We start from the raw sequence: 13,590 nt of genomic DNA, 5'->3' as shown, positions 1-13,590 counted from the left end.
GCTGGCCGGGCGTTTACTGTTAAGCCGCCACGTAACTTACGGAATGTTCGAGCGACTGGCTGTGGCTGTCGATCAGCACATCCCAGGTGCCGGTGTAAGGCACCGTCAGCCAGGCCTTATCGTCCTGGACGGTAAGGATATCTGCCTGTGATTGCTTCTGTCCTTTTGTACTCATCAGATGGATGCGGCAACGCTCTGAGCAACGCACCACTACCGTATCCCCGCCAAACAGTTTCAGACTCGTTTTAACTCGTGCCATTTTATACCCCGTCGTTTTTGCCCATCCCGAGCGTGATGTTGTTCACAATTTACTCATTGAATAACACCAAAGGGGCAGGGATGGGATGCTGATTTCGATCAAAAAATGGCGCAACGATTAAACAAAAATGACAAAATCCCTGAAACCTTTCAGCGGACGCGCATTTACCCTGCTTAACGCGCGCCCGGGAAAAATTATATGCGGAAATGGCCAGCGGTCTCAGCAAGGTCGCCCGCCTGGCTTTGCAGCGCGCTGGCCGCCGCAGCAGACTGTACAACAAGTTCGGCGTTCTGCTGCACCATGCGATCCAGGTGAGTCACCGCGTGGTTAATCTCATGGATCCCTTTCATCTGCTCGCGGGTGGCAATGGATATTTCACGCATAATGCCTGACACGCTCCCGACGCTGGCGCGGATCTCATCCATGCTGTCGCCCGCAAGGTGCACAAACCGGGAGCCGGTTGCAACGCTTTCGGTGGTGGAATCAATAAGGGATTTGATCTCCTTCGCCGCCTGAGCGCTGCGGCTGGCCAGGTTACGTACTTCCCCTGCAACGACCGCGAACCCACGGCCTTGTTCCCCGGCACGCGCCGCTTCCACCGAGGCGTTAAGCGCCAGAATATTGGTCTGGAAGGCGATGCCGTCAATGACGCTGGTGATATCGCCGATTTTCGCGGAAGCCAGTTCGATGGACTGCATGGTGCTGATGGCCTGAGCGACGACGTCGCCACCACGGGATGCGGCGGCAGAGGCCTTGCTCGCCTGTTCATTCGCTTCTGCTGCCGACTCGTTTGACTGCGTAACGGAGGCCGTGATCTCTTCCACGGCGCTGGCGGTTTCGCGAAGGCTTGATGCCGCCTGCTCGGTACGCCCGGAAAGATCCTGATTACCTGCCGCAATCTCATGCGCTGCGTTTTTCACTGAGGCGCTGGCATCACGCAGCTGGACCATCACCACAGAAAGCTTATCGCTGAAGGCGTTAAACGCCTGCGCAATTTGCGCCACTTCATCGCCCCCCTTATCCGGCAGACGCTGCGACAGATCGTTAGTACCGTTAGCAATGCTGTTCATCGCGTCACGGATACCGGACAGCCGCTTAAGCAGGCGGGCAATCAGGAGGTGCATGAGGGCTCCGCTCAGCAGGGCGAGGATCGCCAGAGACAGTGCAGATGCTTTTAGCAATGACCGCATCCCGGCGGTGGCATCGCCGTTATCGAGCGCCACAACCAGCAGCCAGTGCGTCCCCGGTACGGCGGTGGCCAGGAACGTTTTTTCGCGTCCGTTAAACGTTCCGTCAACCAGGTTGCCGCTTTTCAGGGTGGCAAAATCGGTCCCTTTGATCGTCTCCGTAAAAGGCTTAAGCGTCAGCGCAGGATCGCTGCCGGCAATAACGGTGCCGTTGCTGTCCAGAAGCAGTCCGCTGCTGGCCGGGGTCGGGTGAATACCGCGCACGTTAGCTACCACGCTGTCCATTGCCACATCGCCCGCCACCACCGCTTTCAGGGCACCTTGCTCTTTAACGGGTACCGCGAACGTCACCACCAGTTTCCCGGTGCCCGCGTCCACATAGGGTGCAGTCACTACCGGGCCATCAGCGCTGACGGCCTGCTGATACCACGGGCGAAGGGTGGGATCGTAATCAGCGGGTACCCCGGTTGGGTCAGAAAATTTAGCCGTTTTGCTGGCATAACCCACGTAGACGTTGGTGAATCCACCCGCCAGCGCAAGCTGTTTAAACACCGGAACCGGATCGTCGCTGAGCGCGACTGGCTGCGCCGAGGTGATGACGGTCATTTTGTTGTTCACCCAGTCGGCAATCGCCATGTTGTGGCTGGCGCTGGTGCTGGTCAGAATATCGCGCTGCGACTGCTGATTATCCTGGCGCGTGACCTGAAAGTTAATAATGGTATTAAGAAGAAGGGCGACGACCAGACAGACTGTCGTCGCGGCAATGATGCGGGCGCGTATGGATCTGAACATAAGTGTAATACCTGCTGTGTTGTTTCCATGCCTATCGGCAACGGTGCAGGTAAACTTGATGCTGAAACCGCGTCCATAAGAAAATAATATTTTTAGCGGGTTATTATTAAAAAGTTAATACTTTATCGGCGGAAAGCGTCCATTCAGCCAGCTCCACCAGCGTACCAATTTCCACGCCATCAATCAGCGGCAGCCCGGTAATGCCGCGCCCGTCGGTACAGGTTTTGCACAGTTTGACCGGAACGTTTTGCGCGGTCAGGATCTCCAGCATTTGTTGAATGTTGTAGCCCTCTGCGGGTTTCTGCCCCTTTAGCCCGGCGGTGACGGCGTCGGACATCAAAAAGAGGCGCAGCTCCAGCTCACTCTCCTTATCGCGCAGCGCGATTGCCAGGCGCAGGCTGTTAAAAAGGGATTCACTGCCGTAGGCCGCACCGTTGGCGACGATCACAATCTTCTGCATGTTGACTCCTGTTCTTTGAAAAGGCACGAATATTGCTTCTCGTACCGAAGAATACGTATCGGGGAGAGAAACGATGACGATAGTGGCTGGCAGTTCCCCTGGCGCAACCGAATGGTTCCAGCGTGCGAGAATGTTGCGCGAGGAACAGCTCGGCAGACTGGCGCAGCTGGGCGCACTGGTGAACGGCATCAGTCGACTGGTGCATATGCTACAGTGCGAGCGCGGTGCGTCAAATGTCTGGCTCTGCTCGCAGGGCAAATTGTACGCGCCTGAATGCAAGGCCAGCAGGGCCCTGGTGGATGAAAACCTCGCCGCATTGCACCTTCAGTTTAACGAACCGCTGCCGGGCAGCGCCCTGTGCGAACGTATTGCCAGCGCACTGCACGGCCTTGAGACGCTAACGGCGCTGCGTGATGGCGTTACAGGTCAATGCGTCACCGCGCCGCAGGCGATGGAACATTACAGCCGCATACTGCGACATTTGCTCAGTATCGTACCCCAACTCAGCGACAGCATTGACGATCCGCACATCGCGGGCCGATTTGTGGCCCTTTACAGCCTGATGCAGGGCAAAGAACTTGTGGGACAAGAGCGGGCGCTGGGGGCTATTGGTTTCACCCAGGGATTCTTTGACGATGAAACCCGCCAGCGGCTGGTGGATCGCATTGATGGCCAGCAGGCCTGCTTTGAGGTTTTTATCTCCCATTGCACTCCAGACGTGCAGGAGACGTTTATCCTTAACTGCCAGCCGGGTCTGGAGACTGAAAAACTCAGGCGTGAAGCGTGCACCCGCCAGCCTCCGGCAGATAACGGTGATACCGCCCTCAAATGGTTTGCCCTGCAAACCGCGCGCCTTGAGCACCTGCGCACGCTGGAGGAGGTGGCAATTGCCGATCTGATGACGGCAGTTGAGGAGCGCCGCTATAGCGAAAACCTGCACGCAGACGATGAACACGACGATATCCTGGCGCGATTTCCGGATAAACCGCTGCTGCCGCTGGTGCGCCAGCAGGCGCGTGAAATTGAGCAACTCTCCCGTCAGCTTGCTTCCCTGCGCGACACGCTGGAGGAGCGTAAGACCATCGACAAAGCCAAAAGCGTGCTGATGACGCACCAGAACATGAGCGAGGAGCAGGCGTGGACCGCCCTGCGCAAAATGGCGATGGATAAAAACCAACGCATGGTAGATATCGCCCGTGCGCTGCTTACGGTGAAAAATCTGTGGAAGATACCCCCTGGGGAGTAGTTGCACAGTCAGTGGGCAATTTATGCCTGATTGAGGTGCGTAATACAGCGCTCTTCTTGCAGAAACCCCGTAACGCCGGGGATGAAAAGCTGGCATTACCTTTGCATTAACAGATTAACCATTTTCGACGATGCGCCAACGGCGGTGCATGCGTCTTCGGGATAAAGGCGTCCAGCGGTGCTTCAGCACCGTCGGGCGCTTTTTTTTGCCTTTTTTCAGGAGCAATTATGGCGGATTTGTCGAGACGGCGGTTATTGCAGGCCAGCATGCTGGCGAGTGGTGCGATGCTGTTGCCGGGTGTCATGCAGGCCGCATGGGCGGCGGGGTCAGATAAGCCGGAGCAGGATACCGTGCGTATCGGGTTTATCCCCCTGACCGACTGCGCGCCCGTGGTTATCGCGGCCCTGAAGGGGTTCGATAAAAAACACGGCATTACTATTGTGCCGACCAAAGAGGCGAGCTGGGCGGCGGTGCGCGACAAGCTGGTGGCGGGCGAGCTGGACGCTGCACACATTCTTTACGGCCTGCTGTACGGTCTGGAGCTGGGTATCGCGGGCAAGCCGCAGCAGATGGCGAACCTGATGACCCTCAACCAGAACGGTCAGGCCATTACGCTCTCCAGCGATCTGGCGGAGAAGGGCGTTCGTGACCTCGACGGGCTGAAAAAGCTGATTGCGCAGCAGGCGCCGGGAACCTACACCTTCGCGCATACCTTCCCGACGGGGACCCACGCCATGTGGCTCTACTACTGGCTGGCCAGCGCGGGGATTAACCCGTTTGACGACGTGCGCACCGTGGTGGTGCCGCCGCCGCAGATGGTGATGAACATGCGCATTGGCAACATGGTCGGGTTTTGCGTCGGCGAGCCGTGGAACGCGCGGGCGATTAACGACCGCATCGGGTTTACCGCCGCCACGTCACAGTCCATCTGGGCCGATCACCCGGAAAAGATCCTCGGCACCCGACGCGACTGGGTGGCGAAAAATCCGCACACCGCACGGGCGCTGGTGAGCGCTGTGATGGAAGCCGCGCGCTGGATCGAGGCGTCAGCGGAAAACAAACGCGAAACCGCGCAGATCCTTTCGCGCCGCGCCTGGCTCAACTGCAAGGAACAGTATCTCACCGGACGCATGCTCGGCGAGTACGACAACGGGGTCGGTCAGCGCTGGCAGGATGCGCACCCGATCCGTTTCTTCAACGAGGGTGCCGTGAGCTACCCGTATCTCTCAGACGGCATGTGGTTCTTAACTCAGTTCCGCCGCTGGGGCTTGCTCAACGCCGCGCCGGATTACGAGGGCATTGCACAGCGCATTAACCAGACCGCGGTCTGGCAGGATGCCGCGACCGCCGTGGGCGGCATGTCCACACCGTCATCACCGTATCGCAGCAGCACCCTGATGGACGGCACCGTCTGGAACGGCACCGATCCGGAAGGGTACGCCAACCGCTTCGCCATTCACCGTAAAGGGGCCTGAGTATGCAGCATCTGCAAAATACAAAACCACAAGAGACGTCAGAGAGCGGGGAAGTGATTGTCCTGCCTCCGCTACAGGTTCGCCGTCGTGCGCCAGCGTTTACGCGTCGGATGAATGATTTTTTACAGCGCGTCATCCCGGCGCTGCTCGGTCTCGGCCTGCTGGTGGTGCTCTGGCAGCTGGCAGCGATAAACAGTAAAGGCTTTCCGACGCCGCTCAGCACGCTCGATTCGGCCATGACCCTGTTTGCCGATCCGTTTTATCGCGACGGGCCAAACGATATGGGCATTGGCTGGAACGTGCTGGCGTCGTTGCAGCGCGTTGCCATCGGCTTCGGTCTGGCGGCGCTGGCGGGCATTCCGCTGGGCTTTTTGATTGGCCGCTTCACCTTTTTCTCGCGCATGTTTAACCCGCTGATCGCGCTCCTGCGTCCGGTCAGCCCGCTGGCCTGGCTGCCTATCGGCCTGCTGCTGTTCCAGAAAGCGGAGCCTGCATCGAGCTGGACCATTTTTATCTGCTCCATCTGGCCGATGGTGATCAACACCGCTGAAGGGGTACGCCGTATTCCGCAGGACTACCTCAACGTGGCCCGGGTGTTGCAACTCTCAGAGTGGACCATCATGCGCCGCATTCTTTTCCCCGCCGTGCTGCCTGCGGTGCTGACCGGGGTACGTCTTTCCATTGGCATTGCCTGGCTGGTGATTGTCGCCGCCGAGATGCTCACCGGAGGTTTAGGCATTGGATTCTGGATCTGGAATGAGTGGAACAACCTCAACGTCGAAAACATTCTCATCGCCATCGTCATCATTGGCGTGGTCGGGTTGCTGCTGGAGCAGGGGCTGATGCTGATCGCCCGTCGCTTTAGCTGGCAGGAAAAATAAGGAGTGAAGATGAAACCGTTAATTCAGGTCCAGGCCGTGAGCCAGCGTTTTTCCACCGCCAGCGGCGAGTTTCTGGCGCTGCACAACGTCTCTTTTGATATCCACGAGGGCGAAACCGTCAGTCTGATTGGTCACTCCGGCTGCGGCAAGTCGACGCTGCTGAACCTCATCGCCGGGATCACGCTGCCGACGGAAGGGGGGCTGATTTGCGACAACCGCGAAATCGCCGGGCCGGGGCCCGAGCGCGCGGTGGTGTTTCAGAACCACTCCCTGCTGCCGTGGCTGACCTGCTTCGACAACGTGGCGCTGGCGGTGGATCAGGTCTTCCGTCACACCATGAGTAAGGCTGAGCGCAAAGCGTGGATTGAGCACAACCTCGACCGGGTGCAGATGGGCCACGCGCTGCATAAGCGCCCCGGGGAGATCTCCGGCGGTATGAAGCAGCGCGTCGGGATTGCCCGGGCGCTGGCAATGAAGCCGAAAGTGCTGCTGATGGATGAGCCGTTTGGCGCGCTCGATGCGCTGACGCGCGCCCATCTTCAGGACTCGGTGATGCAGATCCAGCAGGCGTTGAACACCACCATCGTGCTCATCACCCACGACGTGGACGAGGCGGTACTGCTCTCTGACCGCGTACTGATGATGACCAACGGCCCGGCGGCCACCGTGGGTGAGATCCTGCGCGTCGATCTGCCGCGCCCGCGCAACAGGGTGCAGCTGGCGGATGACAGCCGCTATCACCACATGCGCCAGCAGATCCTCCATTTCCTCTACGAAAAACAGCCGAAAGCGGCGTAATGAGGGGGCACGATGCGACTGGTCATTATCGGTAATGGTATGGCGGCAACCCGGCTGATTGCGTCGCTCACCGGGCGTGTTCCCGGTCGTTTCGCTGTCACCGTCATCGGTGACGAGCCTGAGCAGGCGTACAACCGCATCCAGCTTTCACCAGTGCTGGGTGGCGAAAAGCAGGCGGAGCACATCTGTCTGCACGATGAAGACTGGTACACGGCACGAGGCGTGACGGTGCTGCGAGGAGAAAAGGCGCTCGCAGTAGACGTCAACGCGCGTGAAGTGCATACCTCTGCTCGCACGCTGGGCTGGGATGCGCTGGTGTTTGCCACCGGGTCTACCCCTGTAGTGCCGCCGATCCCCGGCGGCGATGCACCGCATGCGTTCACCTTTCGCACCCTGGCAGAGACCCGCGCCATCCAGAATATCTCCGGGCCGGCGGTAGTGCTGGGCGGCGGCGTACTCGGCGTGGAGGCAGCGGCAGCGCTGGCGCGAAACGGTGACAACGTCACGCTTATCCATCGCGGCACGTGGCTGATGGAACAGCAGCTGGATCAGCAGGCGGGACTGCTGCTTGACGAGGCGCTGGCGAAGCGGGGCGTACGCTGTGAACTCGCCTCCGGCATCACGGCCATCGCTGACGATGCCGTGACGTTGCTCGACGGACGCCGCATCGCCGCCACGCGCGTGGTGCTGGCTACGGGTGTACAGCCCAACGTCGCGCTGGCAAAAGCCAGCGGCATTCGCTGCGCGCGCGGCATCGTGGTGGATCAGCAGATGCAAACCTCCGTGCCGGATATCTACGCCATCGGCGAGTGCTGCGAAATTGACGGCCAGACGTTTGGTCTGGTCGCCCCCTGTCTGGCGCAGGCGGATATTCTTGCCGCGCGGCTGGCCGGGGAGGTCACCGCGCCGTTTACCCTTGTCGACAACGGCGTGCGCCTTAAGGTGACCGGGCTGGAGCTGTTCAGCCTCGGACGCGCGACGGCGCAGGCGGACGATGTGGTCTGGAGTTCATGGGATCCGCTGACTCGTCACTATCGACGTTTACTGATCCATCAGGGGGCGCTGGCTGGCGTGCTGCTGCTGGGTGACTGCCGCAGCGCGGCAACCTTTACCGATTTACTGGCAACGGCTGCGCCCGCCCACGCGGACTGGCTGTTCGATCGTTTCACAACGCAACCGCAGGTTGCAGGACAGAACGCTATGACAAAACCTACTCTGGTGGTGGTTGGGCACGGTATGGTCGGCCATCATTTCCTCGAAGACTGCGTTAACCGCAATTTGCATCAGCAGTATCAGATTATTGTTTTTGGCGAAGAGCGCTATGCCGCCTATGACCGCGTGCATCTGTCGGAATATTTTGGCGGACGCAGCGCGGACTCGCTCTCGCTGGTGGCGAGGGCGTTCTTTGCCGAAAACGGCATTGAGCTGCGCCTCTCGCAGCAGATCGTCGCTATCGATCGTGATGCACACGTAGTGCGTACCGCCAGTGGCCATGAGACTCACTGGGACAAGCTGGTGCTGGCGACCGGCTCGTACCCGTTCGTACCGCCCGTTCCGGGCAACGATCTGCCGGGTTGTTTTGTCTACCGCACCCTTGACGATCTGGACAACATTGCGGCCCATGCGGCAGGCTCTCGCCGCGGCGTGGTAATTGGCGGCGGCCTGCTGGGGCTGGAGGCGGCGAATGCGCTTAAGCAGCTCGGGCTGGAAACCCACGTGGTGGAGTTTGCGCCTAACCTGATGGCGGTGCAGCTCGACAGCGACGGCGCGGCAATGTTGCGCAAGAAAATTGAGGCGCTGGGCGTAGGGGTACACACCAGTAAATCGACGACGGAGATTGCCACCACAGACGACGGGCTGGTGCTGCGTTTTGCCGATGGTGAACAGCTGGAAACGGACATGGTGGTCTTCTCTGCCGGTATTCGTCCGCAGGACGCGCTGGCGCGCAGCAGCGGGCTGGCTGTCGGCGAGCGCGGCGGGATCTGCATTGACGACGGCTGCCGGACCTCGGATCCGGATGTGCTTGCCATCGGTGAATGCGCGCTGTGGGAGGGGAAAATCTTTGGCCTGGTGGCACCGGGCTACCAGATGGCGCGCGTGGCCGCCGCTGTGCTGGCGGGTGAGGAGAAGCGCTTCACCGGCGCGGATATGAGTACCAAACTCAAGTTGCTGGGCGTGGATGTGGCGTCGTTTGGCGATGCCCACGGGCGCACGCCGGGCGCGCTGAGCTACCAGTGGACGCACGGGCCGCAGCAAATCTACAAAAAGATTGTGGTCAGCCACGACAGCAATACCCTGCTGGGTGGCGTGCTGGTGGGCGATGCCAGCGAATACGCCACGCTGGTGCAGATGATGCTCAACGGCATCAGCCTGCCAAAAGAGCCGGAAACGCTGATCTTACCCGTATCGTCAGGCAGCGCGCCGAAAGCGCTGGGCGTGGCGGCGCTGCCGGAAAGCGCGCAGATCTGTTCGTGTCATAACGTCAGCAAAGGGGATATCTGCCAGGCGGTAAGCGCGGGCGCAACGGATATCGGCGCCATTAAGCAGTGCACCAAAGCGGCGACCGGCTGCGGAGGCTGTAGCGCGCTGGTGAAGCAGGTGATGGAGTTCCAGCTTGCAGCGCAGGGCGTGGAGGTGAAAAAGGATATCTGCGAACACTTCCCGTACTCGCGTCAGGAGATTTACCACCTGGTGCGCGTCAACCATATCCGCACCTTCGACCAGCTTATCAGCCGCTACGGTCAGGGGCACGGGTGCGAGATCTGTAAGCCGCTGGTGGGATCGGTATTGGCTTCCTGCTGGAACGAGTATCTGCTGAAACCGGCGCATCTGCCGTTGCAGGACACCAACGACCGCTATTTCGCCAATATTCAGAAGGACGGAACCTACTCCATCGTCCCGCGGATGCCTGCGGGTGAAGTGACCGCCGACGGGCTGATCGCCATCGGCCAGATCGCGAAATGCTATAGCCTTTACAGCAAAATTACCGGCGGGCAGCGTATTGACCTGTTTGGCGCCACGCTCGAACAGTTGCCGGAAATCTGGCAGGCGCTGGTGGAGGCCGGGTTTGAGACCGGACATGCTTACGGGAAATCCCTGCGCACGGTGAAATCCTGCGTCGGGTCGACCTGGTGCCGCTACGGCGTGCAGGATTCCACCGGCCTCGCGGTCAGGCTGGAGCACCGCTACAAGGGCCTGCGCGCGCCGCACAAAATCAAAATGGCGGTCTCCGGCTGTACCCGTGAGTGCGCAGAGGCGCAGAGCAAAGACGTAGGGGTGATTGCCACGGACAAAGGCTGGAACCTCTATCTGTGCGGCAACGGCGGGATGAAGCCGCGCCACGCGGATCTCTTCGCCAGCGATCTGGACGACGAAACGCTGATCCGCACCGTTGACCGTTTCCTGATGTTCTACATTCGCACGGCAGATCGTCTGCAACGCACCAGTACCTGGATGGATAACCTGGAAGGCGGCCTCGACTATCTGCGCGAGGTGATCCTCAACGACAGCCTGGGGATCGCCCTTGAGCTGGAGCAGGAGATGGCCCGGGTGGTGGAGACCTACCAGTGCGAATGGCAAACCACCCTTAACGATCCTGACCGCCTGGCGCTGTTCCGCACCGCGGTGAACGTCCCCGCCGCGGAGGAGAACAAGCGCTGGCAGGAAATTTGTAACATCGACGAGATCCCGGAGCAGGCGGGCATTGGCGCGCATCTTGGGCGCAAACCGATTGCGCTGTTCCGCTTTGGCAAAACCGTTTATGCCCTCGACGATCGGGAGCCGGGCAGCCGCGCGAACGTGCTGTCACGCGGCATCCTCGGCGATGCGGCGGGGGAACCGGTGGTGATCTCGCCGCTCTACAAGCAACGTATTCGTCTGCGCGACGGGTGTCAGGCTGAGAGCGGGGCGCCTGCGGTGCGTGCCTGGCCGGTAAAAATTGAAAACGGTAAGGTATGGGTTGGAAATGAAGAGCTGGTGATGCGTGCGGAGGCCTCATGACGGAAACCCGGACAACGTGCCCTTACTGCGGGGTGGGCTGCGGCGTGGTCGCCAGCGCAGACGGTGAAAAGGTGAGCATTCGGGGGGATGAAACTCATCCGGCGAATTTCGGTCGTCTGTGCGTAAAAGGATCTGCCCTTGGGGAAACCACAGGGCTACAGGGACGACTGCTGCGCCCGGTTGTCGATGGCCGGGAGGTGGCATGGCCGCAGGCGCTGGGCGAAGCGGGCGAGCGGCTGCGGAACATCATCAACGAATGGGGGCCGCAGGCGGTGGCGTTTTATGCCTCCGGCCAGCTGTTGACCGAGGATTACTATGCCGCCAACAAGCTGATGAAAGGCTTTATCGGGGCGGCGAACATTGATACCAACTCGCGGCTGTGCATGTCATCGGCGGTGGTGGGCTACAAACGCGCCTTCGGTGAAGACGTGGTGCCGTGCAGCTACGAGGACGTGGAAAACAGCGATCTGGTGGTACTCGTTGGCTCGAACGCGGCCTGGACGCATCCGGTGCTGTATCAGCGGCTGGTGCAGGCAAAACACAACAATCCGCAGATGAAAGTGGTCGTGATCGATCCGCGTAAAACCGCCACCTGCGATATCGCCGATCTCCACCTCGCGCTCAGACCCGGCAGCGACGCCGGGCTGTTTGTGGGGTTGCTCAATCTGATCCAGGGGCGCGGCGAGTGGCCGATCCCTCGCGTGGCGGCGTTTTGCGATCTGCCTTCAGACGAGATTAGCACCTTCTACGACTGGTTTGTCACCGCGCCACGCGCGATCACGCTCTACACCATGGGGATCAACCAGTCCTCCAGCGGCAGCGACAAGTGCAACGCCATCATTAACGTGCATCTTGCCAGCGGGAAGTTCAACCGTCCTGGCTGCGGCCCGTTTTCGCTGACCGGACAGCCAAATGCCATGGGCGGGCGGGAAGTGGGGGGACTGGCGAACCAGCTGGCGGCGCACATGAACTTCGAGCCGGACGATCTCGCGCGCGTGGCGCGTTTCTGGGGAACGGAACGGCTGGCGCAGACCCCGGGCCTGATGGCGGTGGAACTGTTTGACGCCATTGCCCGCGGCGAGGTGAAGGCGGTGTGGATCATGGGCACCAACCCTGCCGTGTCACTTCCCGACAGCCACGCGGTGTGCCAGGCTCTGGCGGCCTGCCCGCTGGTCATGATATCTGAGGTGATGCAGGAGACGGACACCAGCCGGTTTGCCCATATCCGTTTTCCCGCCCTGGGCTGGGGCGAGAAAAACGGCACGGTGACCAATTCTGAACGCCGTATCTCCCGCCAGCGCGCCTTTCTGCCTGCGCCGGGCGAGGCCAGACCGGACTGGTGGATCATCGCCCGGGTCGCAGACCAGCTCGGTTATGGCGATGCCTTCGCCTGGGAACACCCTCAGGAGATATTTTGTGAACATGCGGCGCTAACGGCGTTTGAAAATAACGGCGAACGGGCGCTAAACCTGCGCGAACTGGCGTCGCTGTCGCGAGAGGCGTGGGACGAGCTGGCGCCGTATCAGTGGCATGCCGGTGATTTCCCGCAAAGAACGCTTGTTCCGGTTGACCCCTCCCCGCATGGGGCAGGCGTCGACGAATTGTACCCCTTGATACTGAATACCGGGCGGATCCGCGATCAGTGGCACACCATGACGCGCACGGGGTATGTTCCGCGTCTGATGCAGCATATCGATGAGCCTTTTGTTGAGATGAACGCAACCGATGCGGCGCGCGCCGGGCTGACTGACGGCCAGCTGGCGCGGGTAAGCTCCCCGCGCGGAGTGATGGTTGCCAGAGTACGTCTCTCCACCGCGCAGCGTGCAGGCGAGCTGTTTGCGCCGATGCACTGGAACGCGCAATTTGCCCGGCAGGGGAAGGTCAACGCGCTGGTGGAAGGGCGGGTTGATGCCGGGTCCGGCCAGCCGGAGAGTAAACAAACCGCGGTGAGGATCATGCCCTGGCTACCCGCCTGGCAGGGTGAACTGTATGCCCGCGAGCTGCCAGCGCTGCCGCCGTCGGTCTGCTGGTGGCGTAAAGCCTCACGTCTGACGGTGGCGGGGGAGCAGCCGTTGCTGTCGTGGATCATGGCGTACGCCAGCGGTCGGGGCTGGCAGTTACAGGTGGCACAGACGGGAGAACGCAGCAGCGTGCTCGCCTGGCATCACGGCGAGCTGATGCTGGGCTACTGGGAGGGCCATACGCTGCCGGCGCTGGCGCATGCGTTTATTGAAGAAGCCTTTGCTGCTGCGCCCGTCCAACTTGCTGAACGCCATGCGCTGCTGCACGGGCAACGGCCGGACGAAGATGCCGATCCCGGGCGAATTATCTGTAGCTGCTTCAGCGTGGGTGAAAATACGATACGTAAGGCAATAGCCGGAGGCTGTGATTCTGCCCCAGCGCTGGGCGTGAAGCTGCGCTGCGGCACGAACTGTGGTTCCTGCGTGCCGGAGCTGAAAGCGCTGTTGGGATAATAGTGTAAGGGCGTCGGGT

The 13,590-nt window shown here is 60.6% G+C and carries 9 protein-coding genes; 6 read left to right on the top strand and 3 right to left on the bottom strand.

The window, feature by feature from the left end; genetic code table 11:
- Nucleotides 1-19: 19 nt before the first annotated feature.
- The 3 genes from RS584_RS11855 to RS584_RS11845 all read right to left on the bottom strand — a co-directional run bounded on the left by RS584_RS11855 (nt 20) and on the right by RS584_RS11845 (nt 2,698).
- Nucleotides 20-259, bottom strand: coding sequence for a hypothetical protein (locus RS584_RS11855; protein WP_015570352.1), 240 nt, complete (start codon nt 257-259; stop codon nt 20-22).
- A gap of 194 nt (nt 260-453) precedes the next feature.
- Nucleotides 454-2,238, bottom strand: a complete 1,785-nt coding sequence (locus RS584_RS11850; RefSeq protein WP_315747942.1) for a methyl-accepting chemotaxis protein — start codon at nt 2,236-2,238, stop codon at nt 454-456.
- 106 nt (nt 2,239-2,344) lie between these two features.
- A complete protein-coding gene (locus tag RS584_RS11845; RefSeq protein WP_015570354.1) occupies nt 2,345-2,698 on the bottom strand; it encodes a DsrE/DsrF/TusD sulfur relay family protein in 354 nt (117 codons plus the stop codon).
- Nucleotides 2,699-2,771: 73 nt separating this feature from the next.
- Between RS584_RS11845 and nasR the strand changes: the two genes are divergently transcribed.
- From nasR to RS584_RS11815, 6 genes are all read left to right on the top strand, one after another.
- On the top strand, nt 2,772-3,944 hold the full coding sequence (gene nasR, locus RS584_RS11840) for a nitrate regulatory protein NasR (RefSeq protein WP_033486841.1): 1,173 nt from the start codon (nt 2,772-2,774) through the stop codon (nt 3,942-3,944).
- A 227-nt stretch (nt 3,945-4,171) separates the two neighbouring features.
- On the top strand, nt 4,172-5,419 hold the full coding sequence (locus tag RS584_RS11835; RefSeq protein ID WP_315747941.1) for a CmpA/NrtA family ABC transporter substrate-binding protein: 1,248 nt from the start codon (nt 4,172-4,174) through the stop codon (nt 5,417-5,419).
- A 2-nt stretch (nt 5,420-5,421) separates the two neighbouring features.
- On the top strand, nt 5,422-6,300 hold the full coding sequence (gene ntrB / locus RS584_RS11830; protein WP_032671624.1) for a nitrate ABC transporter permease: 879 nt from the start codon (nt 5,422-5,424) through the stop codon (nt 6,298-6,300).
- 9 nt (nt 6,301-6,309) lie between these two features.
- Nucleotides 6,310-7,098, top strand: coding sequence for an ABC transporter ATP-binding protein (locus RS584_RS11825; RefSeq protein WP_032648515.1), 789 nt, complete (start codon nt 6,310-6,312; stop codon nt 7,096-7,098).
- Between the two features lie 12 nt (nt 7,099-7,110).
- Complete coding sequence (nirB, locus tag RS584_RS11820) at nt 7,111-11,097, top strand: nitrite reductase large subunit NirB (RefSeq protein WP_315747939.1); 3,987 nt, start codon at nt 7,111-7,113, stop codon at nt 11,095-11,097.
- A complete protein-coding gene (locus RS584_RS11815; RefSeq protein ID WP_315747938.1) occupies nt 11,094-13,571 on the top strand; it encodes a nitrate reductase in 2,478 nt (825 codons plus the stop codon). The genes nirB and RS584_RS11815 overlap by 4 nt, the downstream gene beginning before the upstream one ends.
- The last annotated feature ends 19 nt before the right edge of the window (nt 13,572-13,590 follow it).

The organism is Enterobacter sp. DTU_2021_1002640_1_SI_PRY_ASU_LCPMC_013, assembly GCF_032389435.1.
Taxonomy (GTDB): domain Bacteria; phylum Pseudomonadota; class Gammaproteobacteria; order Enterobacterales; family Enterobacteriaceae; genus Enterobacter; species Enterobacter hormaechei_C.
Note: the sequence above shows the minus strand (reverse complement) of the source record. Positions and strands in the feature narration are given on the sequence as shown.

Bases quoted from the DNA above. Each gene is read 5' to 3' on its own strand.
- RS584_RS11845 (WP_015570354.1), bottom strand. From the start codon at position 2,698: ATGCAGAAGATTGTGATCGTCGCCAACGGTGCGGCCTACGGCAGTGAA.
- ntrB (WP_032671624.1), top strand. From the start codon at position 5,422: ATGCAGCATCTGCAAAATACAAAACCACAAGAGACGTCAGAGAGCGGG.
- nasR (WP_033486841.1), top strand. From the start codon at position 2,772: ATGACGATAGTGGCTGGCAGTTCCCCTGGCGCAACCGAATGGTTCCAG.
- RS584_RS11825 (WP_032648515.1), top strand. From the start codon at position 6,310: ATGAAACCGTTAATTCAGGTCCAGGCCGTGAGCCAGCGTTTTTCCACC.
- RS584_RS11855 (WP_015570352.1), bottom strand. From the start codon at position 259: ATGGCACGAGTTAAAACGAGTCTGAAACTGTTTGGCGGGGATACGGTA.
- RS584_RS11835 (WP_315747941.1), top strand. From the start codon at position 4,172: ATGGCGGATTTGTCGAGACGGCGGTTATTGCAGGCCAGCATGCTGGCG.
- RS584_RS11815 (WP_315747938.1), top strand. From the start codon at position 11,094: ATGACGGAAACCCGGACAACGTGCCCTTACTGCGGGGTGGGCTGCGGC.
- nirB (WP_315747939.1), top strand. From the start codon at position 7,111: ATGCGACTGGTCATTATCGGTAATGGTATGGCGGCAACCCGGCTGATT.
- RS584_RS11850 (WP_315747942.1), bottom strand. From the start codon at position 2,238: ATGTTCAGATCCATACGCGCCCGCATCATTGCCGCGACGACAGTCTGT.